Source organism: Streptomyces sp. NPDC013457 (assembly GCF_043089925.1).
GTDB lineage: Bacteria > Actinomycetota > Actinomycetes > Streptomycetales > Streptomycetaceae > Streptomyces.
On the sequence record NZ_JBICBL010000006.1, the window covers coordinates 266,265 to 289,972 of the forward strand.

19 protein-coding genes are annotated in these 23,708 nt (G+C 73.2%); 7 read left to right on the plus strand and 12 right to left on the minus strand.

The window, feature by feature from the left end; genetic code table 11:
• Positions 1–128: 128 nt before the first annotated feature.
• The 4 genes from ACF1G2_RS18455 to ACF1G2_RS18470 form a co-directional block, all read right to left on the minus strand.
• Entirely contained in the window at positions 129–1,667 is a 1,539-nt protein-coding gene (locus ACF1G2_RS18455; RefSeq protein ID WP_391799263.1) for a phytoene desaturase family protein, read from the minus strand.
• A gap of 176 nt (positions 1,668–1,843) precedes the next feature.
• Positions 1,844–4,108, minus strand: coding sequence for a tetratricopeptide repeat protein (locus ACF1G2_RS18460; protein ID WP_391799264.1), 2,265 nt, complete (start codon positions 4,106–4,108; stop codon positions 1,844–1,846).
• Complete coding sequence (locus ACF1G2_RS18465) at positions 4,090–4,986, minus strand: oxygenase MpaB family protein (RefSeq protein ID WP_391799265.1); 897 nt, start codon at positions 4,984–4,986, stop codon at positions 4,090–4,092. The genes ACF1G2_RS18460 and ACF1G2_RS18465 overlap by 19 nt, the downstream gene beginning before the upstream one ends.
• A 125-nt stretch (positions 4,987–5,111) precedes the next feature.
• Positions 5,112–6,155, minus strand: a complete 1,044-nt coding sequence (locus ACF1G2_RS18470) for a GNAT family N-acetyltransferase (RefSeq protein WP_391799266.1) — start codon at positions 6,153–6,155, stop codon at positions 5,112–5,114.
• Positions 6,156–6,428: 273 nt separating this feature from the next.
• On the opposite strand from ACF1G2_RS18470, the gene ACF1G2_RS18475 reads away from it, so the two are divergent.
• The 3 genes from ACF1G2_RS18475 to ACF1G2_RS18485 are packed head-to-tail and all read left to right on the plus strand — an operon-like array spanning position 6,429 to position 9,354.
• A complete protein-coding gene (locus ACF1G2_RS18475; protein ID WP_391799267.1) occupies positions 6,429–6,695 on the plus strand; it encodes a ferredoxin in 267 nt (88 codons plus the stop codon).
• Positions 6,685–8,079: an NAD(P)/FAD-dependent oxidoreductase gene (locus ACF1G2_RS18480; protein ID WP_391799268.1), complete on the plus strand. Its 1,395-nt coding sequence runs from the start codon at positions 6,685–6,687 to the stop codon at positions 8,077–8,079. The genes ACF1G2_RS18475 and ACF1G2_RS18480 overlap by 11 nt, the downstream gene beginning before the upstream one ends.
• 24 nt (positions 8,080–8,103) lie before the next feature.
• Positions 8,104–9,354: a cytochrome P450 gene (locus ACF1G2_RS18485; RefSeq protein WP_391799269.1), complete on the plus strand. Its 1,251-nt coding sequence runs from the start codon at positions 8,104–8,106 to the stop codon at positions 9,352–9,354.
• Positions 9,355–9,363: 9 nt separating this feature from the next.
• Here ACF1G2_RS18485 and ACF1G2_RS18490 read toward each other — a convergent pair whose 3' ends face one another.
• Together ACF1G2_RS18490 and ACF1G2_RS18495 are read right to left on the minus strand one after the other, a co-directional pair.
• Positions 9,364–10,254 (minus strand): aminoglycoside phosphotransferase family protein, encoded by an 891-nt coding sequence (locus ACF1G2_RS18490; RefSeq protein WP_391799270.1) that lies wholly within the window; start codon positions 10,252–10,254, stop codon positions 9,364–9,366.
• Between the two features lie 128 nt (positions 10,255–10,382).
• Positions 10,383–11,012: a TetR/AcrR family transcriptional regulator gene (locus ACF1G2_RS18495; protein ID WP_391799271.1), complete on the minus strand. Its 630-nt coding sequence runs from the start codon at positions 11,010–11,012 to the stop codon at positions 10,383–10,385.
• An 89-nt stretch (positions 11,013–11,101) separates the two neighbouring features.
• Between ACF1G2_RS18495 and ACF1G2_RS18500 the strand changes: the two genes are divergently transcribed.
• Positions 11,102–11,515: a DUF4345 domain-containing protein gene (locus ACF1G2_RS18500; protein WP_391799272.1), complete on the plus strand. Its 414-nt coding sequence runs from the start codon at positions 11,102–11,104 to the stop codon at positions 11,513–11,515.
• 33 nt (positions 11,516–11,548) lie between these two features.
• Here the strand turns inward: ACF1G2_RS18500 and ACF1G2_RS18505 are convergent, their stop codons facing one another.
• The 3 genes from ACF1G2_RS18505 to ACF1G2_RS18515 form a co-directional block, all read right to left on the minus strand.
• Positions 11,549–12,727 carry an acyl-CoA dehydrogenase family protein gene (locus ACF1G2_RS18505; protein WP_391799273.1) on the minus strand — a complete coding sequence of 393 codons (1,179 nt, stop codon included), beginning with the start codon at positions 12,725–12,727 and terminating at the stop codon, positions 11,549–11,551.
• Positions 12,728–12,917: 190 nt separating this feature from the next.
• On the minus strand, positions 12,918–13,118 hold the full coding sequence (locus ACF1G2_RS18510) for a hypothetical protein (RefSeq protein ID WP_352191786.1): 201 nt from the start codon (positions 13,116–13,118) through the stop codon (positions 12,918–12,920).
• Positions 13,119–13,239: 121 nt separating this feature from the next.
• On the minus strand, positions 13,240–16,638 hold the full coding sequence (locus ACF1G2_RS18515; protein WP_391799274.1) for an ATP-binding protein: 3,399 nt from the start codon (positions 16,636–16,638) through the stop codon (positions 13,240–13,242).
• A gap of 90 nt (positions 16,639–16,728) precedes the next feature.
• Here ACF1G2_RS18515 and ACF1G2_RS18520 point away from each other — a divergent pair, with 90 nt between their 5' ends.
• Positions 16,729–18,816, plus strand: coding sequence for a SpoIIE family protein phosphatase (locus ACF1G2_RS18520; protein WP_391799275.1), 2,088 nt, complete (start codon positions 16,729–16,731; stop codon positions 18,814–18,816).
• 13 nt (positions 18,817–18,829) lie between these two features.
• Positions 18,830–19,843 carry a PHP domain-containing protein gene (locus ACF1G2_RS18525; RefSeq protein WP_391799276.1) on the plus strand — a complete coding sequence of 338 codons (1,014 nt, stop codon included), beginning with the start codon at positions 18,830–18,832 and terminating at the stop codon, positions 19,841–19,843.
• 85 nt (positions 19,844–19,928) lie between these two features.
• Here the strand turns inward: ACF1G2_RS18525 and ACF1G2_RS18530 are convergent, their stop codons facing one another.
• Positions 19,929–21,320, minus strand: a complete 1,392-nt coding sequence (locus tag ACF1G2_RS18530) for an NADP-dependent succinic semialdehyde dehydrogenase (protein WP_391799277.1) — start codon at positions 21,318–21,320, stop codon at positions 19,929–19,931.
• 101 nt (positions 21,321–21,421) lie between these two features.
• The gene (locus ACF1G2_RS18535) at positions 21,422–22,102 is read right to left on the minus strand and encodes a ThuA domain-containing protein (protein ID WP_391799278.1); all 681 of its coding nucleotides are present in this window, start codon (positions 22,100–22,102) and stop codon (positions 21,422–21,424) included.
• 141 nt (positions 22,103–22,243) lie between these two features.
• Between ACF1G2_RS18535 and ACF1G2_RS18540 the strand changes: the two genes are divergently transcribed.
• Positions 22,244–23,050, plus strand: a complete 807-nt coding sequence (locus tag ACF1G2_RS18540) for a class II aldolase/adducin family protein (RefSeq protein WP_391799279.1) — start codon at positions 22,244–22,246, stop codon at positions 23,048–23,050.
• A gap of 27 nt (positions 23,051–23,077) precedes the next feature.
• Here ACF1G2_RS18540 and ACF1G2_RS18545 read toward each other — a convergent pair whose 3' ends face one another.
• Positions 23,078–23,698, minus strand: a complete 621-nt coding sequence (locus ACF1G2_RS18545; protein ID WP_391799280.1) for a TetR/AcrR family transcriptional regulator — start codon at positions 23,696–23,698, stop codon at positions 23,078–23,080.
• Positions 23,699–23,708 lie beyond the last annotated feature (10 nt).

Here is a 23,708-nt window from a genome sequence, read left to right on the forward strand (position 1 = left end):
TCCGGGCGCGGGTCCGCGCCCAAGATCCCCGAAGGAAATCTTCCGTACGTCAGGCTCCCGGTCCATCGAGGTTTTCTTAAGCACCGCCACAGGTGAGCTTCACGCCGTCGGCCGGACGCGGCCTCCCGTCAGCGTCCGAGGGCCGCCATGGCGGCGTTGTGGCCGGGGATTCCGCTCACTCCGCCGCCCCTGACCGCGCCGGCGCCGCAGAGGAGGACGTTGGCGTGCGGGGTCTCGACGCCCCAGCGGCCGGTGCCCTCTTCCCCGTAGGGGAAGGAGAGGTCGCGGTGGAAGATGTGGCCGCCGGGCAGCCGCAGGTCGCGTTCGAGGTCGAGCGGGGTCTTGGCCTCAATACAGGGGCGGCCCTCGTCGTCGACGGCCAGACAGTCGGCCAGCGGCTCGTCGAGCACGGCGTCGAGTTCGGCCAGGGTCGCCTTGAGGAGGGCGGCGCGGGCGGAGTCGTTGTCGGCGGCGAACAGCCGGGCGGGGGTGTGCAGTCCGAAGAGCGTGAGGGTCTGGTAGCCGCGCTCGGCGAGGTCCGCGCCGAGGATGCTCGGGTCGGTCAGCGAATGGCAGTAGATCTCGGAGGGCGGCGCGCTCGGCAGCCGGCCGGCGGCGGCTTCGGCGTAGGCGGTGGCCAACTGGCCGTATCCCTCGGCGATGTGGAAGGTGCCGGCGAACGCCTCGCGCGGGTCGACGGACCGGTCCCGGAGCCTCGGCAGCCGGGTGAGGAGCATGTTGACCTTGAGCTGGGCGCCTTCGGCGGGAGCCGGGGGTGTCTCGCCGAGCAGGGCCGCGAGCGCCTGGGGTGAGGCGTTCACGAGCGTGTGCGCCGCCGCGACGACGCCCTCGCCCTCGGCCGTGCGGTAGGAGACCTCGGCTCGGACGCCGTCGGTCTCGATCCGGGTGACCTCGTGACCGGTGCGGATCTCCGCGCCCGCGGCGCGGGCGGCGGCCGCGAGGGCGTCGGTGAGGGCGCCCATGCCGCCGACGGGGACGTCCCAGTCGCCGGTGCCGCCGCCGATGACGTGGTAGAGGAAGCAGCGGTTCTGCAGCAGCGAGGGGTCGTGGGCGTCGGCGAAGGTGCCGATCAGTGCGTCGGTCAGGACGACGCCCCGGACGAGGTCGTCGGCGAAGGTCTCCTCGACGGCGGCGCCGATCGGCTGCTCGAAGAGCATCCGCCACGCGGTCTCGTCGCCCACGCGGGCGCGCAGCTCCTCGCGGGAGGGCAGCGGCTCGGTGAGCGTGGGGAAGACGCGCTCGGCGACCTCTCCCGTACGGCCGTAGAAGGCCTGCCAGGCCTCGTACTCGCTGTCGGAGCCGGTGAGCGCGGCGAAGGAGGCACGGGTGCGCGCCTCGCCGCCGCCGACGAGCAGGCCGCCGTCGCCCTTCGGGGTGTACGAGGAGATGGACCGTTTCCGCACCGCGAACCGCAGCCCCAGCTCGCGCACGATCTTCGGCGGCAGCAGGGAGACGAGGTACGAGTACCGGGAGAGCCGGGCGTCCACCCCCGCGAAGGGCCGGGTGGAGACGGCGGCTCCACCGGCGGAGCCGAGGCGTTCCAGGACGAGGACGGTACGTCCGGCGCGGGCCAGGTAGGCGGCGGCGACCAGTCCGTTGTGGCCACCACCGACGATGACGGCGTCGTACGAGCGCTGTGCGGTCATGTCTCTTGCTAACACGCGAAGATCGCCCCGCGGAACCCCGCGTGCGCGGATGGGCCGGACTCGCGGCCGCTGCCGGCGGGGCCGGCGGGGCCGGCGGGGCCGGCGGGGCCGGCGGGGCCGGCGGGGCCGGCGGGACGAACGGCGGGGCCGGCGGGGCGGGCACGGAACGGCGGGAGCTAGGGCGTGTTCTCCCGGGCGGCCGCGGGGCCGTCGGTGGCCTGTGGGGCGGCGACCCTGCGGTAGAGCTCGACGGCCTCCGTGTGGCGGCCGAGGCGTTCGAGGCAGTCGGCCTCGTCGTGGCGGCTTGCGCGAGTGTCCGGGTGGTCGTCTCCGAGCACACGCGCGCGTGCCCGGGCGACGTGGTGGTAGACCGCGAGCGCGTCCTCCCAGCGCGCGAGCCAGCCGAGGCCCACGGCGATCTCGCGACGGCTGACGAGCGTGTCCGGGTGGTCCTCGCCGAGGACCCGCGCGCGGATCGACCACACGTCGCGGGCCTCCTCCACGGCCTCCTCCCACCGGGAGAGACGGCCGAGGTTCACGCCGAGGCCGTGACGGGCGCGCAGCGTCTCGGGGTCGTCGGGGCCGAGGAGACGCGTGCGGGCGTCGACGAGGTCGCGGTAGACGTCGAGGGCCTCGGCGCTCCGGCCGAGGCGGCCCAGACAGATACCCACCTCGTAGCGGGCGGCAAGGGTGTCGCCGTGGTCCGGGCCGAGGACGGCGCCCCGCGCCGCGGCGACCTCGCGGTAGGTGGACAGCGCCTCCGCCCAGCGCCCCAACCGGCCCAGGTTGTACGCCACTTCGTACCGCGTCACCAGCGTGTCGGGGTGCTCGTCCCCGAGCAGCCGGGCACGCGCCTCGGCCACCTCCGCCGCCATCCGGTACGACTCGTCGAGCCGCCCCAGCCGGCCCAGGTTGAACGCCAGGTTGTGGCGGCAGCGCAGGGTGTCGGGGTGCTCCGGGCCCATGGTGCGCTCACGCGAGGCGAGCACTCCCGCGTAGACCTCGTGCGCCTCGGCATGGCGCCCGAGGCGGCCCAGGACGTACGCCGTCTCCTGGCGCGCGGCCAGGGTGTCGGGGTGGTCCACACCGAGGACCCGCTCGCGCGCCTCGGCCACCCGCCCGAACTCACGCAGGGCGTCGGCCGGCCGGGCGAGCCTGCTGAGCGTGAACCCGAGTTCGTACCCGCTGGTGAGCGTGTCGGGGTGGTCGGGTCCGAGGGCGCGGCGGCGGTCCTCGACGACCGACCGGTGCACGTCCTCCGCCTCGCGCCAGCGGCCGAGCCGGCCGAGGCTGAGCCCCGCCTTGTGCCGGCTGGCGAGTACGGCGAGGAGTTCCGGCGCCGGAGCGGGCCGTTCGGTGCGTTCGGAGGCCCACCGGGGCGGCACGGGCGACGCGGTCGTCCACTCCCCCGTGAGTTCGGCGGCCGGGTCGGACGCCAGGGTGCGCAGCGCTGGGGACGCGGCGGGGACGCGGAGTCCGGAGGTCATCCCCCTGGCCCAGGGGGGAAGCGGGCGGGATGCCGGCTCGCGCGTCCCGACGTGCGACGGCCCGAGCCCCGGCACCGGGCCGTACGCGGACACCGGGCCCGGGCCCGTGCGGGCGATGACGATCCTGCGGCGCAGGTCGCTCGCGTCCGTGGGCCGCCCGTCCGGCGTCTTGGCGAGCAGGTCGAGGACGATCCGGTCCAGGTAGTCGGGAAGCTCCGCGCGGTGCGTCCGCAGCGGTTCGGGCGGGGTGTCGCGATGGCCGACGAGGACGGCCCAGGAGTCCTCCAGGTCGAAGGGCGGGGCGCCGGTGGCGATCTCGTACAGCACGCACCCGAGCGAGTACAGATCGCTGCGGTGGTCGATCTCGCCGCCGCTGATCTGCTCCGGCGACATGTAGTGCGGCGTGCCCATGGCGATGCCCGTGCCGGTGAGCTTGGAGGTGAAACCGATGTCGGCGCCCAGGCGCGCTATCCCGAAGTCGCAGATCTTCACGGCCCCGTCGCCGAGGCGCATGATGTTGGCGGGCTTGAGGTCGCGGTGGACGATGCCCTGGCGGTGCGTGTAGGCGAGGGCCTCGGCGACCTGTTCCGCGATGTCCACGACGTCGTGCACGGGCAGCGGGTGCTGCTTGTTCTCCTCCAGGAGCTGGCTGAGGTTGTGGCCCTCCAGCAGCTCCATGACGAGGAAGAGCACTCCGTCGTACTCGCCGAAGTCGTGGACGACGGTGACACCGCGGTGCTGGAGGGAGGCGGCGACCCGGGCCTCCCGCCGGAACCGTTCGCGCAGCACCGTCATGAAGGCCGGATCCCGTTGCGGCCCCAGCGGCTTGAGGCACTTGACCGCGACCCTGCGGCCGAGCGACTCGTCGGTGGCACGCCACACCTCGCCCATACCGCCCCGCCCGATCACGTCGTGCAGCCGGTACCGGCCCTGGATCAGCCTGGTGTCCGCCATCGCGTGCTGTCGCCCCCGTTGATGTTCCGCGCCCTCCCCGGCGGGTCCAGTATGGCCGCCTTGTGCCTGAGTGTGTACGGCGCGGGGCGCGCTTCGGGGCCCAGCCGTGCCATCGCTTTCAAGATGTGACCTGGCGGCAGCCGCCAGCGGAGCCTGGCCGGGACGGAGCGCAGCAGATTGGCCGTGGCGGTGAGCCGGTACGTGACGGTGTCGGCCGGCGGTGCGGCCCTGCCGTAGAGCTCGTGGGCGTAGTGGGGCAGGGAGTCGTACGCGAGTGCTGCCACGCGCCGCCAGATGATCTCGCGCGCCGGTACGAGGGCGGGTCCGACGGGCGGGCGGCGCAGGAAGGCGTCGACCGTGCGGGCGTCCTCGCCCGCCGCGAGCTGTGGCCGGACGTCCTCGAAGTAGGAGGCGAGTTCGCCGGCGGTGGCGGGGACGGCATGCGGGTCGAGTCCGACGAGCCGGGCGGAGACGCGGTGTTCGTCGATGTAGCGGTCGGCCTGGGCGTCGGTGAGGGAGATGCCGGAGCGGCGTACGACCGACAGGTACGAGTCGACCTCGGCGCAGTGCACCCAGAGGAGGAGCTCGGGGTCGTCGACCCCGAGCAGCCGGTGGATCTTCCGTACGCGTGCGCCGGCCGCCTCGGCGGCCTCGGTGGTGCCGTAGCTGATCGTGCCGACGAAGTCCGCCGTGCGCAGCAGCCGGCCCCAGGCGTCGTTCCTGAAGTCGCTGTTGATCATGACGCCGCGTACGGCGACGGGGTGCAGCGCCTGCAGGTACAGGGCGCGGACGCCGGCGATCCACATCACCGGGTCGCCGTGCAGCTGCCAGGTGACGGAGTCGGGACCGAAGAGCCCGGGGTCGGCGTCCTGCCTCATGGCGTCCAGGCTACGGGTGGGGACGCCGGATCGTCCGGGAGGAGCCGAAGGAGAGCCGGACGCTCCGGTTCCCGTGTTCTCGCCATGCCCGCCGCGCCCGCTGCCGTACCGTCACCAGGTTCGTCTCAGCCGCGGACCTCGGGGTCGTCGGTCCAGGTCAGGGAGTCGATGAGCCACTCGCCGTCGGCCCGCTTGACCACGGTGTGCTTGCGCCCCCACGCCGAGAAGGGGACGCCGCCGCGGATGCCGTGCTTGTGGTAGAGCGAGGTGCGCAGGGCCCGGTCACCGGCGACGACGGTCGAGTACTGGACCTCGAACTCCTCGAAGTCGGTCAACTCCGCTCCGTTCAGATATTCCTGACGTGGCACCAGGAACTCCTCGACATCCATGCGGGTGACGCTCCCGTCCGCCGCCGCGTACGCGATGACGGCGTCCGGGGCGAGCACCGCGCGGGCCGCGTCGAGGCTGACCGGTTCTCCGGAGCGGCGGGTGAAGGCGGAGAGGAAGGCGGTGAGCGCCGTGTCGACGGCTCGCTCGTCGGTGGAGCGCTCCGGGGTCCTGCGCCACTCGTGGGCGAGGGCGGCGAACACCGAGTCGCTGCACCATTCGTTCTTGAGGAAGGTGGCGTCGCGCAGGACGGACTCGTGGCGCATGCCGATCCGCCGCATCAGCGCGGCGGAGGCCCGGTTGCGGATGTCGCAGATCCCTATGACGCGGTGCCAGCCGAAGTGTTCGAAGGCGATGTCGAGCGCGGCGGCGACGGCCTCGGAGGGGATGCCGGTCCCGTGCACGTCCGGGTGGAAGGCGAACCCCACCTGTCCGGTGTCCGGCTCGTCGGGCTCACGGCGGAGCAGCACCTCGCCCACCACCCGGCCGGACTCGTCCTCCACGGCCAGGTCGAGCCAGTCACCGGGCTTGGCGAGCGACTCCCCCGCGATGACCCGCTCGACGACCTCGGCGGTCACCTCCCGCGTGTGCGGCTCGTGCGGCAGGTAGCGGGCGACCTCGGGCAGCGAGCGGTGGGCGTGGACGGCCTCGACGTCGTCCATGCGCACGGGCCGCAGGCTGAGCCGCTTCGTCCGGACCGGGTACGGCGGGTGGACGGGCGCACCGTCGGCGGTCGGGTCGGCGGGGCCGGCCGGCTGGGGAAGGTCGGGTACGTCCGTCATGGGGGCTCCGTTCGCGCGGTGAACTGCACAGTCTGCCGTGCATGGTTCGGGCCGCCCTACACCGGGTCGCCGAGGCTTCCGGGCGGGCGCCGCAGCCCCCGGGGCCCGGGCTTCGGAGCGGGCACCCCGGGCCCCCGGGCCACTCCTTCGGCGGCCCTCGGCGGGCGTGGGCCCCCTGCCGCTCCCATGCTGGCCCGGGGGAGATGACCGCTGTCCGAGGCCGCCGTCGAACCCCGGCTTCCTTGGACTTGGCCGCGGAGGACCGGAGCGCCGATGAGGCTCGTCGTCGATCTCAACAGATGCCAGGGGTACGCGCAGTGCGCCTTCCTGGCGCCCGAGGTGTTCACCATGCACGGTGAGGAGACGCTCGTCTACGACCCGGCCCCGGAGGACGAGCACCGGGAGAAGGTGGCGCGCGCCGTGGCGGCCTGCCCCGTGCGGGCGATCACGGCCGAGGGTCCGGCCGGCCGGCCGCGCACCGCGGCGGCGAGCGCCGCGCAGCCCGCCGGGCCCCGGCAGGAGCCGTCCGATGCCGGCTGAGGACTACCACGCCTGGCTCAGACGCGAAGGCCGGATCGTGATCGTGGGGGCGTCCCTGGCGGGGCTGCGGGCCGCGGAGACGCTGCGCGCCGAGGGCTTCGCCGGCTCCCTGACGCTGGTCGGGGACGAGCCGTACGAGCCGTACGACCGGCCCCCGCTCTCCAAGGCCGTCCTGCTGGGCAAGGCCTCGCCCGCCCGCACCGAGCTGCCCCGGCGCCGGGAGATCGACGCCACCTGGCGGCTGGGGGTCGCGGCGACGGGCCTCGACATGGCGGCCAGGCGGGTGCGCCTCGCCGACGGGGAGGCCGTGGAGTACGACCGTCTGCTGATCGCGACCGGCGTACGCGCCCGGCCCTGGCCGCATGAGGAGGAGGCCCGGCTGGACGGGGTCTTCGCTCTGCGGACCCGTGACGACGCGGTCGGCCTCCACCGCCGTCTCGGGGCCTCGCCCCGCCGCGTCCTGGTCGTCGGCGCCGGGTTCACCGGTTCGGAGATCGCCTCGGCGTGCCGGGACCGGGGCATCGACGTCACCGTCACGGAACGCGCCGGCGCTCCGCTGGTGGGCGCGCTCGGCGGGGTGGTCGGCGCGGTCGCGGCGGACATGCACCGCGAGAACGGCGTGGATCTGCGGACGGGTGTCACGGTCACCGCGCTGGAGGGCGACGGGGCGGGCCGTGTCCGCGCCGCTCGTCTCTCCGACGGCGGCGTCGTGGAGGCGGATGTCGTGGTCGTCTCCCTGGGGGCGCTGCGCAACACCGAGTGGCTCGCGGGTTCGGGCCTCGGGGCGGGCCCCCGAGGGATCGCCTGCGACGCGGGCTGCCGGGCCTTCGACGTCCGGGGCATCGTCACGGACGACATCTACGCCGCCGGTGACGTGGCCCGGTCCCCGAACGCCCTGTTCAACTACCAGTTCCTGTCCCTGGAGCACTGGGGCAACGCCGTGGCGCAGGCCGAGGTCGCGGCCCACAACATGATCAACGCCAGTGCCCGGCGCCGTCCCCACATGGGAGTGCCCGCCTTCTGGTCCTCCCAGTTCGGCGTGAACATCAAGTCCGTCGGCGTACCCCCGATGGCCGACGAGATCATGTTCACGCAGGGCACGCCGGCCGAGCGGCGTTTCATCGGCGTGTACGGCCACCAGGGCCGCGTCGTCGCGGCCGTCAGCTTCGACAACTCGCGGTGGCTGGACTTCTACCGACGGCTGATCGAGACGGGCGCGCGGTTCCCCGTGGAGTTCCCGACGGTGGACCGGCGGCCCGAGGGCCGCAGGCCGGTCCCGGCCGACTTCCCCGACCCGTCCCTGCCGACGCACGGCCCGACGGTGACCCTCAGCGGTTACTCGCCGACCGACCAACGGCTGGTGTTCACCCCGGCCCACCGCTGACGGACCTCGCCCCAAGGACACCTCATGACGGACGCCATCCCGCTCCTGCACCAGATCACCGACTACGCCAGTCGCGCGAACCCCTACCCGCTGTACGAGAAGCTCCGCGAGACGCCGGTGCTCCAGGAGGAGGCGGGCGGCCCGTTCGTCATCAGCTCCTACCACGACATCCTCGGTCTGCTCCACGACCCCCGCATCAGCTCGGAGGCCGCCAACCTCGCCGCGGCGAGCGCAGGCGGAGGCGCCTCCGGCATGGGCGGCGCCGAGGAGACGGGACTGCCGCCGAGCTTCATCCGGCTCGATCCCCCCGAGCACGACCGGCTGCGCCGCATCGCCAACCGCCCCTTCGGCCCCCCGCACAGCCCCCGCCGGATCGACTCCATGCGCGGCGAACTGACCGAGATCGTCGCCGGGCTGCTCGACGGCCTGGCGGATGCCACGGAGATCGACCTGGTCGACCAGTTCGCGTACCCGTTTCCCGTGACCGTCATCTGCCGGCTGCTCGGGGTGCCGCGCGAGGACGAGCCGCGCTTCCGCTCCTGGGTCGACCCGATCGTGGCCGGTCTGGACCCGGACGACGGCGGTGACATCGACGAGCGGCGGCGGGAGGCGCGGGACGCCCGGCTCCAGCTGGGCATGTACCTGGCCGGGCTGGTCGAGCAGCGCGGCAGGGAGCCCCGTGAGGACATACTGTCCGAACTGGTGACGAGTCAGGGCGAGGACGGGCCCATGACGACGATGGAGGTGCTCAGCACCTCGGTCCTCCTGCTGATCGCGGGTCACGAGACGACGGTCAACCTCATCACCAACGGCATGCTCACCCTGCTGCGCCATCCCGACGTCCTGGACAGGCTGCGCGAGGACCCGGGCCTCGCCGTCAACATCGTGGAGGAGCTGCTGCGGTACGAGCCGCCCGTGCAGCTCGTACCGCAGCGCACGTGCCTGACGGACATCGAGGTGCGCGGGGTGACGATCCCGAAGGGCTCGACGATCTGGCTCGTGCTCGCCTCGGGCAACAGGGATCCCGAGCGCTTCACGGACCCCGACCGCTTCGACCCGGACCGCGAGGACATCCAGCATCTCGGCCTGGGCAGCGGCATCCACTCCTGCTTCGGCGCGCCGCTGGCCCGGCTGGAGGCCCAGATCGCGCTCTCCACGCTGGCCCGCCGCCTCGACAACCCGCGACTCCTGGAGGACCCGCCGCCGTACCGTCACAACGCGGTGCTGCGCGGCCCCCGCCATCTGCGCATCGGCGTGGACGCGGTACGCCCCTAGGGGGTGCGGTCAGGCGGTGACGTCGAGCATGCGCGTGAGGATGGTCCGGCCGCGGTCGGCGAGCTTCGGATCACGCCGGGTGATGCCCGTGTCGAGGTAGGAGACGCCCAGGCGCGCGGTGAAGAGGGGCAGGGCCCGCCGCTCGGTGTCGGAGAGCCCCCGTCCGTATCCGCCGAAGAAGGCCGGCGCGAGCTCCGGGCGCGGCGGCCAGGCCGCGCAGCACAGCCACACGAGGTCCTCGACGGCGATGCCGTGGTCGGACTTCTCGAAGTCGATCAGGCTGTGGGTGCCGCGCCGGGCGTCCCAGAGCCAGTTGCGGGTCGAGTAGTCGCCGTGCCGGAAGACGACCGGGAGGTCCTCGGCCAGCCGGGGCAGCTCGTCGCACACGCGCTGGACGAGGGCGCGCTCGGCGTCCGTGAGGTGGTCGGCGGTGCGCTCCAGACAGGCCGCGGACTCGTCCGCCTGCCGGGCCACCGCGGCCAGGATCTCCGTGCGTTCCCGGCCCGTCCTCGGCACCGGGTGGTCGTGCCACCGGCGGAGCAGCCGGCCGGCGAGTTCGTGTACGCGGGTCTCCTCCCCGGCCGTGAGCGGGAGGCCCCTGACGACCCGCCCGGGGAGCGGCGAACTCAGGATGGCCCGCAGAGCGGGATCGCAGGCCAGGAGCCGAGGGGCCTCCCCCTCGGCGAGCGAGCGGGCCGCGTGGTCGTAACCGCGCACCTCGCGGGCGAAGTTCTCCGGGTTCGGGCTGAGCTTCACGTACGCCGCCTCCGTCCCGGAGTCCACGCGCCAGACCCTGGAGTCCCCGCGGGACCAGGAGACGTCCAGGACGTGGGCGAGCCCGGGCAACCGGCGCGTGACCCATTGCCGCAGATCCGCGGGGAGGGGGGCGTCGACCGGCACGTACGGGGCTCTTCTCGGTGGGGGACCGCGGCACTCGGAGTACCGGTCTACCCGCGCCACCACCGCCCCTACGCGACCCGCGCCCACCTTTCATCCGAAAAGCACGCGCTTCCGGCCGCACGGCCGCTCTAGGTCTCCGCGCCATGCGCGTGCCGGGGCCAGTCCGGCGCGGGGTCCACGGCGAGCAGCGGCCGCAGGGCACCGACGACGGCGCCGATGCACACGTCACGCAACTGGGTGCGGGTGCAGGTCTCGTGGGTGAGCCAGTCGACACAGAGGACCTGGACGAAGACCAGCCAGCTCTTCAGGACCCCGGACACGGCCTTGCGGGCGCCCTCGTCCGCGAGGGGGAGAACGGCCAGCAGCCGCGCCCGGAGCGCGTCCAGCTCGTTCGTCATGATCGTCTGGATCACCGGGTCCCCCGCGAGGACCCGGTTCGCGGCGAGGACGGCGTTGCGGTTCGCCACGAAGTAGTCGAGATGGACGTCCATGCCCTGGATGAGCTGCTCCACCAGGGAGTCGGCGGGGTCGAACCGCGTCCGGGCGAGCAGCTGGTCGGCCGCCTGCCGGTAGACGGCCGCGAAGAGTTCCTGCTTGCCGGGGAAGTGACGGTAGAGCAGGGCCCGTGAGACGCCCGCCTCTTCGGCGACCTGCTCCATCAGCACGTCGCCGTACGGATGCGCGGCGAAGAGCCGTGCGCCGACGGCGAGGAGCTGGGCGCGGCGGTCGGCGGGGGCGAGTCGCTGGCGAGGGGTCACGGACGGAGTCTAGTTGACATGTGTCTACTAGCGCTCCACTGTAGTAGACACATGTCAACTAGACTCCGCCTCGGCGGCTTGGGGGGACGATGGTCAAGGTTCTGCGGGCACTTGCGCACCTGATGGGCTGGGCCTGCGTCGCGATCGGCCTGCTCCATGTGGCACTCGGCAACGCGGCGACCCCGGGAATCGGCGCCGCCGGTGCGACGGTCGACAGCTGGGGCCGGTTCATGGGGGCGGCCTTCGTCGGCTACGGACTGGCCTGGCTGTGGGCCGCATGGCAGCGACCGGTCCCTGCCCGGGCGGTACGGTGGCTGACCGCCGTCTTCCTGCTGGGCGGGGTGGGCCGGCTGCTCTCGCTCGCCGTGCACGGCCGGCCGCACGGCTTCCAGATAGCGCTGACGGTGATCGAACTCGGCCTGCCCCCGATCCTCTTCCTGCTGGCGGGCGCGGAGGAACGGGCCGCACGGACGCCCCGGGAGACCGCACCCGCCGGGGGCTGAGCCCGGGGCGGGCGGGCGGGGCGCCGCACGGACTCAGCGGCGGACGCGGGGCATGCCGAGGCCTATCCAGGAGATGATCTCGCGCTGGATCTCGTTGTTGCCGCCGCCGAAGGTGAAGATGACGGCCGAGCGGTAGCCGCGTTCGAGTTCGCCGTGGAGGACCGTGCCCGCCGAGCCCTCCTTCAGGGCCCCGGCCGAGCCCACGACCTCCATGAGCCAGGCGTAGGCGTCGCGGCGGGCCTCGGAGCCGTAGACCTTGACGGCGGAGGCATCCTGCGGGGTGAGGGTGCCCTGCTGGACGGCGTTCACCATCTGCCAGTTGAGGAGCTTCATCGCGTCGAGCCGGGCGTGCGTGCGGGCGAGACTCCGGCGGACCCAGCCCAGGTCGATGACCCGTCGGCCGTCGGCGAGCTTGGTGTCGGCGGCCCAGCGCTGGACGTCGTGGAGGGCGCGGATCGCCATCGTGCCGTGGGCGGCGAGGGTCACGCGCTCGTGGTTGAGCTGGTTGGTGATGAGCCGCCAGCCCTTGTTCTCCTCGCCGACGCGACGGGAGACGGGCACGCGGATGTTCTCGTAGTAGCTCGCCGTGGTGTCGTGCGAGGCGAGGGTGTTGATGAGGGTGCAGGAGTAGCCGGGGTCGCTCGTCGGCACGAGGAGCATCGTGATGCCCTTGTGGGCGGGAGCGTCGGGGTCGGTGCGGACGGCGAGCCAGACCCAGTCCGCGGTGTCGCCGTTCGTCGTCCAGATCTTCTGCCCGTCGACGACGTACTCGTCACCGTCCCTGACCGCCCGCGTCTTGAGGGCGGCGAGGTCGGTGCCGGCGTCCGGCTCGCTGTAGCCGATGGCGAAGTCGATCTCGCCGGAGAGGATCTTCGGCAGGAAGTACGCCTTCTGTTCGTCGCTGCCGAACTGCATGATCGTCGGGCCGACGGTGTTCAGGGCCATCAGCGGCAGCGGGACACCGGCCTGGGCGGCCTCGTCGAAGAAGATGAACTGCTCCATGGGGCTCAGCCCGCGTCCGCCGTACTCGACGGGCCACCCGACGCCGAGCCAGCCGTCGGTGCCGAGCCGGCGGACGGTCTCGCGGTAGAACCGCTTCTGTGCCGCCGGGTCGGCATAGCGCGCGTGGACGTCCTCCGGCACGAGCTCGGCGAAGTACCCACGCAGCTCCTCGCGCAGGCGGTGCTGGGCGGGCGTGTACTCGAGGTGCATGGGGCCTCCCGTGGCGGCGTCCTGGGTACCGTGCGCGCGACGGCGGCCACGGTAGAACGTGTTCCACAAATGGGGAAGCCCCACGACCGTCCCGGGACGGTGGCGGGGGGGGGACAGACCGAGTACCGCCGCCGGCCCGGTGGGGGATGAGGCCGGACCGAGGGCGGTCGGAGATTCTTCCGGGCGTGGGTCAGGGCAGGAGCTCGTCCAGGGATGCGCGTCCCTTCTCCGCCATGCGGCGCTCCGCCCACGCGATGCTCTTCGGATTGACGTCACGACCTGAGGCGAGGACGAGGTCCTCCGCCGTGTATTCGCCCTCCGACCCGGCATGCAAGAGGCGGTCGGGCGTCGGGCTGTCCCCCGGAGATGTCTTGTCGGACTCAGCGTTCATGCCGCCTCCTAGGAGTTCTTCCGGTACCGGCCATTCTCGTGTCCGGGCCCCGGGACCGCATCCGGGCCGGTCCGCAGGCCCGGGCTCGGCCTCGGGCACGGCCTCGGGCTCGGGCTCGGGCTCAGACCAGGGCCGCGGCCTCCTCCACCGAGAGGCCGCCGCCTTCCGCGTACCGCTGCTCGTACGTCTCCGGGTCGAGGACCGCGCGCAGGGCGTCCTCCGCGCGTTCCCGTACCGACGCCTCGGTCTGCTGGGTGAGGGGGCCGAAACCGCCGCCGCCCAGGTCCGTGCCATGGGCGTCGTACGCACCCAGGAGGCGGGCACCGTCCTCGGCTGCGCCCGGCGAGCCGAGTCCGGCCTTGGCCCACGCGGCCGTCGCGAACTGGCCGACCATGAGGTAGGGGGCCACCAGGTAGGCAAGGCTCGCCACGTCCCGTACCGAACGGGTCAGCCGCGCCGCGGCCTCGTCGTACGCGCCGTCCAGACACGCGAGCCAGCCGCGCAGTCCCCCGGACAGGCCGATGAAGAGATCGGGCGTGTCACCACTGAACTCCTCCTCGATGCGGTCGAGTTGCTCGCGGGCGAGGGCGGTGCGTCCGGTGTGTCCGTAGTGCTGGGCGAGAAGCAGGCGCGCCGTGCTGACCGGCTCGCCGCTGGGCTCCTTCGAAGCCTCCCCGGCCGCTTCGACGAGGAGCCCTTCCGCCGCGGACCGCGCCGCGGGGTCGGCGGAGATCCTCAGGCGTACGGCGGCGAGCCGGGCCTTGAAGGCGGGCAGCTGGGAACGGGCGCCGAGGCCGGCGGTGGCGAGGGAGGCCCGCTCGAAGTCGGCGGCGGCCTCGGCGAGCCGTCCCGACCGCTCGTACGCCTCTCCGCGCGCGGAGAGGGATTCGGCGATGCCCCAGGCGTCCTGGAGCCGCTCGAAGCGGGTGAGAGCCGCCTCGGCGTCGTCGGGGCGGCCACCGAGGAGTTTCGCCCGCACGAGGTGGGTGAAGGCGAGGTCCCAGTCGAGGCCCTCGGCGCGGCAGGCGGCGAGGAGCGCGCCGAGCGTCTCGTCGAGGCTGTGGAACTCGCCGGTCATCAGTCGGGCGAAGAACCACATGGTCCCCGGCTGCCGGCAGTTCTGCCGGAGGCCGGGGCGGTAGGCGGAGACGACGGCGTCGAGTCGGGCGCGGATCCCGGGCCGCTGAAGGGCGGTGGCGCCTTCGCCGCCCTCGGACGCGAGCACGAGCAGCCCGCACGCTCGTCGCGCCTCCCACAGCTGTTCCTCGGACCACGGCGGCGGCGTGTCGGTGCAGCGGCCGGCGAGGGGAGCGGCGGGTCGTACGGGTGGAGCGAACGGGTCGGGTCCGAGGGCGGCCGCGGCTCGGGACCAGGCACGGGCGTCGGCCTGCCGGGCCCGGAGCTGCCAGAACCAGCTCAGGGAGAGGACGAGACAGAGCGCTTCCTCCTCGTCGCCGCGGTCGACGGCGGTCCGCAGGGCGGCGGTGAGGTTGTCGTGCTCGCGCTCGAAACGGCGTAGCCAGAGGTCCTGCCCGGGTCCCCGGAGGGCGCCGTCCCCGGTGCGGGCGAGCTCCCGGTAGTGGACGAGGTGGCGGTACTCGGCGTCAGCCCGGTCCCCGGCCTCGTCGAGCCGCTCGCCCGCGTACTCGGCGACCGTCTCCAGGAGCCGGTAGCGCATGGCCCCGTCATCGCCGGGCGCGGCGACGACGAGCGATTTGTCGACGAGCGAACCGAGCAGATCGAGAACGTCGCCGCACGACGCCATGGCCCTCACGGGGGTGTCGGCACCAGCGCGTGGACCCGCCACGGCACCGGCGCCGGGCCCACCGCCGCCCGGACGGCCACCGGTATCCGCGGCGGCCTGTCCGGGGGGCGGGCCGTCGGCCGCCGGAGCGGCCTTCGGACCGGCCCCCTCGTGCGTCGTCGGGCAGATCGCCTCCGCCGCCTCCAGGTCGCAGCCGCCCGTGAAGACCGACATGCGGCGCAGCACGGCGCGTTCGGGTGCGGTGAGGAGGTCCCAGGACCAGTCGACGACCGCCCGGAGCGTCTTCTGCCGGGGCAGGACGGTCCGGGCGCCCGAGGTCAGGAGCCGGAAGCGGTCGTCGAGGCGGTCGGCGATCTGGCGCGGGGACAGCAGCCTGAGCCGGGCCGCCGCCAGTTCGATCGCGAGCGGGAGCCCGTCCAGGCGCCGGCAGATCTCGGCGCACGCCTCGGGGTCGTCGGCCGGCGTGAAGCCCGCGCGGGCGGCCGCACCCCGGTCGGCGAGCAGCCGGAGCGCCGTGTCCTGCGGCAGCGGCTCCACCACTCGCACGAACTCCCCCGGTACGCCCAGTGGTTCGCGGCTCGTCGCCAGAACCGTCACGCCCGGGCAGCGCGCCAGCACCTGCTCCACCAGCTGCGCCGCCGCGCCCACCACGTGCTCGCAGTTGTCCAGGAGCAGGAGCAGGCGGCGCGGCGTGCCGTACTCCACGATCCGGGTGAGGGTGTCACGCGCGGCGCCGCCCCACAGCTGTGTCTCCCGGCCGCCGAGAGCGGTGAGGACGGCGTCGGCGACGTCGGACTCCTCGCGTACGGCGGCCAGTTCGGCGACGCGTACCCCGTCCGGCTGCCGCTCCGCCGTGCCTCCGGCAGCTTCCAGGGCCAGCCGTGTCTTGCCCACTCCGCCGGGTCCGAGCAGGGTGACGAGCCTGCGCTCACCCAACTCGGTCATCAGGGATTCGAGTTCGCCTCCGCGCCCGACGAAGGAGGTCAGCCGGGCGGGGGGAGGCAGCGGGCGCCCCGCGGGCTCCTGACCCGCAAGCAACTCCGCGTGCAGCGAGCGGAGTTCGCTCCCCGGGTCCGCTCCCAGGCGGTCGGCGAGGAGGGTACGGACCTTCTCGTACGCCTCCAGCGCCTCGGCGGCCCGACCCGCCGCCCGCAGCGCGCGGATACGGAGCGCCTGAAGGGGCTCGTCCATGGGGTGCTCGGCCGCCAGGGCCTCCAGCGACGGGAGAGCCGTGTCCGCCTCGCCCAGGGCCACGGCCGCGGTGAGCCGGTCCCGGCGGGCGTGCGTGTGGCGCTGTTCCACGCGTACGACCAGCGGATCACCGTCCCGGCCCGGCAGATCCGCGAGCGCGGGCCCGTTCCACAGTCCGAGCGCGTCGTCGAGCAGCCGCGCCGCCCGCTCCGCCTCCCCGGCGGCCACCGCCGCTGCCCCCTCGGCGGCCAGCCGTTCGAACACGTACAGGTCGATGTCCTCGGGCTCCGCCGCGATCCGGTAGGCGCCGGCGAGCGAGACCACCGCCTCCCGCCCCAGCGCCCGGCGCAGCCGCCCGACCAGCGCCTGGAGTGCTTCCGTGCCGTCGCCGGGGGGCTCGTCCTCCCAGATCAGCTCGATCAGCTCACCCGTCCGGACGCCACGCCCGCCGGCTGCGGCCAGCGCCGCGAGCAGGGCCCTCAGCCGGGCGCCGCCGAGCGGGGCCTCCCGGCCGTCGGGCAGCAGGGCCCGGCTCGGGCCGAGGACGCGGTACGGGATGATCACCGGCCCATTCTCCCTCGCTGGGTCACAACTCCGGCACTCGGTGTGTCGCCGCCATGGCGTCGGAGGGGTGCGGGTTCGACAATGGTGGGGATGACCGATGAAGACCGGAGCACGCACAGTGGCGAGATCGGGCCCACCGAGCGGCTCGCCATGAACCGGACCGGCAGCTTCGACTGGGATCTCGACACGGGCACCATCGACGTCGACGAGGCCGGGCTGCTGGTCTTCGGGCTGGAGCCGGCCGCGTTCGACGGACGGCCCACCACACTCGTCCAGCGCCTCGACGAGGAGGAGCGGACCCGGCTCGGCCAGGTGATCCGGCATGCGATCACCAGTGGCGAGACCTCGTACTCCGCGCACTTCCAGACCGAGGACGAGGACGGCGCACCCCAGTGGACGCATGTGCAGGCGCGGATTCTGCGGACGCCCGACGGCATGGCGCACCGCATCGTGGGGATCGTCCGGGACACCACCACCGAGGTCGCGCACTCCGAGTTCGTCCTCGACCTCGAGAAGCGCCGCGAGGTCCAGACGAGCATCGTCGAGCGGACCACGCACGCGCTGTCGCGGGCCGTGACGGTGGACGACGTGACGGCGGCCATGACCGGGCCGGGCGGGCTCGCCCGGCTCGGCGCGGACGGACTCGCGCTCGGCCTGGTGGAGAACGGATCGCTCAACATCATCGCGCTCAGCGGGGAGTCCCTGGACGCGCTGAACGACTTCCGTTCACGCCGCCTCGACCGGGGACTGCCGCTCGCCGAGACGGTGTTGAGCGGACGGCCGCGGTTCGTGCCCTCGTTCCCCACCATCGGGCGTGACTTCCCCGTACTCGCGCCGTACGTCGAACGGCTGAGGTTCAAGTCCGCCTGTTATCTGCCGCTCGTCGCGCAGGCGCGTTCGCTCGGCGGGATGGCGCTGTTCTACCGGCGCCGCTCGGCGTTCAACGCCGACGAACGCAATCTGCTGCTCGGGCTCGCCGCGATCGTCGCGCAGTCGCTGCAGCGCGCCATCCTCTTCGACGAGGAGCGGGAGCTGGCGACCGGGCTGCAGGAGACGATGCTGCCGCGGCGCATCCCGGCGATCTCCGGCGGCGAGATCGCGGTCCGCTACCACGCGGCCTGGAGCGGCCGGCAGGTCGGCGGTGACTGGTACGACGTGATCGCGCTGCCCCGCAGCCGGGTCGGGATCGTCGTAGGGGACGTCCAGGGCCACGACACGCACGCGGCGGCGATCATGGGCCAGTTGCGCATCGCGCTGCGGGCGTACGCGGGTGAGGGCCATGCGCCCTCGACCGTACTCGCGCGGGCCTCCCGCTTCCTCGCCGAGCTGGACACCAACCGGTTCGCGACCTGCACGTACGCCCAGGTCGACCTGGGTACCGGAACCGTGCGTGCGGTGCGCGCCGGCCATCTGGGGCCGCTGATCCGGCACACGGACGGCCGGGTCGGGCAGCCCAAGCTCCGGGGCGGGCTGCCGCTGGGCCTTGCGACCGTGTTCGGGGAGGAGGAGTTCCCCGAGACCCGGCTCGACCTCGTGCCGGGCGAGACGCTGGTGCTGTACACGGACGGTCTCGTCGAACAGCCGGGCTCGGACATCCAGTCCGGCCTCGACGCGCTGTCGTCGGCGATGAGCAGCGGACCGCCGCAGGCGGAGGCGCTCGCGGACCATCTGTCGGAGCAGCTGTGGGAACGGTGGGGCGCGGGCGACGACGTGGCGCTGCTCGTGCTGCGGCGCAGCCCGGACCCCGGAACGCCGAGGGCGCCGCGCATCCACCAGTACATCCACCAGGCGGATCCGCAGGGCCTCTCGGACGCGCGGGCGGCGGTGGGGCAGGCGCTGCGGGACTGGGACATGGCCGAACTTGCCGATGACGCCGAGCTGTTGACCGGCGAGCTGCTCGTCAACGTACTGCTGCACACCGAGGGCGGCGCGGTGCTCACGTTGGAGGTGCTGCCGGAACCGGTCCGCCGGGTACGGCTGTCGGTGCAGGACCGGTCGAGCGCCTGGCCCCGCAGGCGTACACCGGGCGAGGCGGCGACCTCGGGGCGAGGCCTGATGCTGCTCGACGCCCTCGCGTCGCGGTGGGGCGTGGAGCCGCGTGGCGAGGGCAAGGCGGTGTGGTGCGAGATCGGCCCGGTGCACGCGGAGGTCGCGCCCGGGCCGCCCGCCCGAGGGTGAGTGAGGAGCGGCGATGGACCCCGTGGCGGCGCTGGACCGGATCGCCTTCCTGCTGGAGCGCTCGCAGGCGCCGACGTATCGCGTACGGGCGTTCCGTACCGCGTCCGCCGCCGTCGCGGCCATGGGAGACGACGAGGCGCGGCGGCGCGTCGCGGCGGGGACGCTGGAGTCGGTCAAGGGCATCGGGCCCAAGACGGCGGCGGTGGTCAGAGAGGCGCTGGAGGGGCGGATCCCGGAGTATCTGGAGCGGCTCGAGGCCGAGATCCCCGTCCCCGAGGCCGTCGGCGGCGAGACGCTCAGGGCGGCGCTGAAGGGCGACTGCCATCTGCACTCGGAGTGGTCGGACGGCGGCAGCCCGATCGAGGACATGGGCCGTACGGCGGCGCGGATCGGTCACGAGTGGGCGGTCCTGACCGACCACTCCCCCAGCCTGAAGGTGGCCCGCGGCCTCTCGCCCGAGCGGCTGCGGGAGCAACTGGACGTGGTGGAGCGGTTGAACGAGGAGTGGGCGCCGTTCCGTCTGCTGACCGGGATCGAGTGCGACATCCTGGAGGACGGTTCGCTGGACCAGGAGCCGGACCTGCTCGACCGGCTGGACGTGGTGGTCGGCTCGGTGCACTCCAAGCTGCGGATGGACGCGCCGGCGATGACGCGGCGGATGGAGAAGGCGGTACGCAATCCGCTGATGGACGTCCTCGGGCACTGCACCGGGCGGCTGGTCAGCGGGGGCCGGCTGCGGCCCGAGTCGGTCTTCGACGCGGAGCGGGTCTTCGCGGCCTGCGTCGAGTCGGGGACGGCGGTGGAGATCAACAGCCGCCCGGAGCGTCTCGATCCGCCGCGCCGGCTGCTGCGGCAGGCGGTGGCGGCGGGCGTCTGGTTCGCGGTGGACACGGACGCGCACGCGCCGGGTCAGCTGGAGTGGCAGATCTTCGGGTGCGCGCGGGCGGAGGAGTGCGGGGTGCCGGCGGAGCGTGTGATCAACACCTGGTCCGCGGACAGGCTGTTGGCGTGGACACGGGACCGGTAGGCCTCTCGCGGGCGCGGGGCCGGGCCCGTGGTGGCCGCGGGACCGGTAGACCGACGGTGCGGGGCCCCGCACCGTCGGGTGAGCGTCAGGAGCGCTGCCAGACCGTGGTCGCGTTGCAGAACTCGCGGATGCCGTGGCCGGAGAGCTCGCGGCCGTAGCCGGAGCGCTTCACCCCGCCGAACGGGAGCGCCGGGTGGGAGGCGGTCATTCCGTTGACGAAGACGCCGCCCGCCTCCAGGTCCCGTACGAAGAAGTCGATGTCGGCGTCGTTCCGGGTCCACACGTTCGAACTGAGTCCGAACGGCGAATTGTTGGCGACGGCAACGGCCTCTTCGATGTCGCTCACCGGGTAGAGCGTGGCGACCGGGCCGAAGGTCTCCTCCTGGTGGATGCGCATCTCGGGGGTGATGTCGGTCAGCACGGTCGGGCGGTAGAACCAGCCGCGCGGGAACTCCTCGGGACGCGAGCCGCCGCAGAGGACCGTGGCACCCTTCCGTACGGCGTCGTCGACGAGTTCCTCCAGGTCGGCGCGGCCCTGCTCGGTGGCGATCGGGCCGACGTCGGTGGACTCGTCGAGGGGGTCGCCGACGGTCAGCGCGGTCATGGCGGCCGTGAAGCGTTCGGCGAAGTCGTCGTAGACGTCGCCGTGGACGATGAAGCGCTTGGCCGCGATGCAGGACTGGCCGTTGTTCTGGACGCGGGCGGTGACGGCGGTCTTGACGGCTCGCGGCACGTCCGCCGAGGGCATCACGATGTACGGGTCGCTTCCGCCCAGTTCCAGGACCGTCTTCTTGACCTCGTCGCCCGCGATCGCGGCCACCGAGCGCCCCGCGGGTTCGCTGCCGGTGAGGGTGGCGGCGACGACCCGGCGGTCGCGCAGGACGGACTCGACGGCGCCCGAGCCGATGAGGAGGGTCTGGAAACAGCCCTCGGGGAAGCCTGCACGGCGGAAGAGGTCGCCGAGGTAGAGCGCGGTCCTGGGCACGTTGGAGGCGTGCTTCAGGAGGCCGGTGTTGCCCGCCATGAGGGCGGGCGCGGCGAACCGGATGACCTGCCAGAGGGGGAAGTTCCAGGGCATCACGGCGAGGACCGTGCCGAGGGGCCGGTAGTGGACCCGGGCGGTGTCGGCGCCCGAGTCCCGGACGTCTCCCGGGGCCGGGTGTTCGTCGGCGAGCAGCGCCTCGGCGTGGTCGGCGTACCAGCGCATGGCCTTGGCGCACTTGGCGGCCTCGGCGCGCGCGGACGTGATCGTCTTGCCCATCTCGGTGGTCATCGTGCGGGCGACGTCCTCGGCGTCCTCGTCGAGGAGGTCGGCGGCACGGCGCATGAGGCGGGCGCGTTCGGCGAAGGAGGTGGTGCGGTACTGCCGGAAGGTCTCGTGCGCGGCGTCGATCCGCCGCTCGATCTCGTCGTGCCCGTGCGCGTCGTACGTGCGCAGTGTCTCGCCCGTGGCGGGATTCACGGTGGCGATGGCCATGGGTCTCCTCCTGCCCGTCCGTCCAACAGGAACCCTCCCGCGCCCAGCCGTCGATCGCAATCGGGGAGGGGCACGGGGGTGACGGCCCGGGTGCCCGTACGTCAGGGGTTCAGGGAGCGGTGCCCGCCGGACACCCAGCGGAGCGCCCCGGCCAGATGGTCCCGGAACGTCCCGTCCGCGTACGCCTCCACGGCGTGCCCCAGCGCCGTGAAGAGGACCCGGCCGGCGCCGGCCTCGCGGCACCACACCAGAGGGTGGTCCGCGCCCAGGGTCCCGCCCCGGTACGTCGACTCGTCCGCGCAGGCCAGGACTCGTACGCCTTCGCCCCGGGGGTTCGACGTGAAGTTGTACCACTCGTCCGTCCAGGCCCAGCGACCCGGCAGCGCGGCCGTTCCGGGGTGGTCGGAGGCCTCCACGCACACCACACCCGGCTGGATCTCCGGGTGGCCGTCGAAGCGTGTGCCGAGCAGTTCCCCGTAGAAGGGCCAGTCGGGCTCGGCGTTGGCAGCCGCGTGGATCGCGAGGAAGCCACCGCCTCTCCTGACGTACGCCTCGAAGGCCGCCCGACCGGACGCGTCGAGGACCGTTCCGGTCGTCGACAGGAAGACCACCGCCGCACAGCGTCCGAGCCGCTCCGGTGTGAAGGCGGCCGAATCCTCGGTAACCTCGGCCTCGTACCCCGCCGCGCCCGCGAGCTCCGCCAACGCCTTCGCGCCCGCCGGGATCGAGTCGTGGCGGTAGCCCGCGGTGCGGGTGTAGATCAGGACGTCCGCGATCGGCACGAGGTGGGCTCCCCTGCAGGAAGTAAGCGCTTTCTGGCTCGACCGTAGCGATCGGCGGCCTCGCGCCGCAACCATTGGCGAATCGGATACATCTCTGTATCTTTTGGCGGCATCGCGTCCCGCCACCGTGAGGAGCACCCCGTGAGCACTCTCCCGCCCGCCCTGGCCGCCGCCGTGGGCCCGCTGCCGGACGGGGTCACGCTCCCCCTGCCGCCGACCTTCGGCACCGTCGAGGAGGAGCGCCGGTACCGGAAGGAACAACTCGCCGCCGGATTCCGGCTCTTCGGGAGGTTCGGGTTCTCCGAGGGGGTCGCCGGGCACATCACCGTCCGCGATCCCGAGCACCTCGACGCCTTCTGGGTGAACCCCTTCGGGATGAGCTTCAGCCAGATCAAGGCCTCCGACCTGATCCTCGTCGGGCACGACGGAACCCTGCTCTCCGGCAACCGCCCTGTGAACCGCGCCGCGTTCGTCATCCACTCCCAGGTCCACGCGGCCCGCCCCGACGCGGTCGCCGCCGCGCACTCGCACTCGTTGCACGGCAAGGCGTTCTCCAGCCTCGGCATTCCGCTGGATCCGATCACGCAGGACGCGTGCGCCTTCTTCGAGGACCACGGCGTCTACGACGACTACCGTGGCGTGGTCAACGAGCTGGACGAGGGCGAGCGGGTCGCGAAGGCACTCGCCGGACACAAGGCGGTCATCCTCAAGAACCACGGGCTGCTCACGGTGGGCCACTCCGTCGCCGAGGCCGTCTGGTGGTTCATCACCATGGAACGCTCGTGCCAGGCCCAGCTGTTGGCGATGGCCGCGGGTACACCGCAGCTGATCGACCGCGAGACGGCGCTGATCACCCGGGGCCAGGTCGGCACCCCGCTGGCCGGCTGGTTCCAGGCCCGCCCGCTGTGGGACCAGATCACCGCGTCGGACCCCGACCTCTTCGACTGACCCGCCCCACGCCCACTGGACGCCGCCCTACTCCCGGGCGTACGCCTTCCGAGTCGACGCCTCCAACAGCGGTGCCAGGAAGTCCCGTTCGAGCGTCCCGGGCGGCAACTCCTCCGGTTCCACATAGCTCTGCGCGAGTCCGCCCTCGCGCAGGGCGATCAGCATCCGGGCGAACCGGTCCGCGTCCACGGTCAGTTCGCGTCCCGCCCTGCGCAGTACGGCCGTCAGGCCCCGGGCGATCTCGGCCCGGAGCCGGGCGTCGTGCCGGGCGAGCACCCAGGCCGCCTGCCGGTCCCGGATGGCGTGCAGGGTGAACTCGGTGGTGACGAGGTACCAGTCGCGTTCGTCGGGCTCGATGCGGGAGGCGAGTTCGGCGAGCCGCTCCAGGGTGTACTCCTCGTCGGCGAGGCCGTCGACGGCCTCCGCGAGGCGTCGTACGGTCCGTTCGCTGTGCTCGTCGAAGAGGGCGAGGAAGAGCTCTTCCTTGCTGGCGAAGTTCGAGTAGTACGCGCCCCGGGTGTAGCCGGCGCGCTCGCAGATCTGCTCGATCGAGGTGGCGTGGAAGCCGTGCTCGGCGAAGGTCTCCAACGCGGCCTTCAGCAGGGCCGCCCGTGTCCGGGGACGGCGCTTGGTGACACCCTTCGGCACGGGGTGAGCC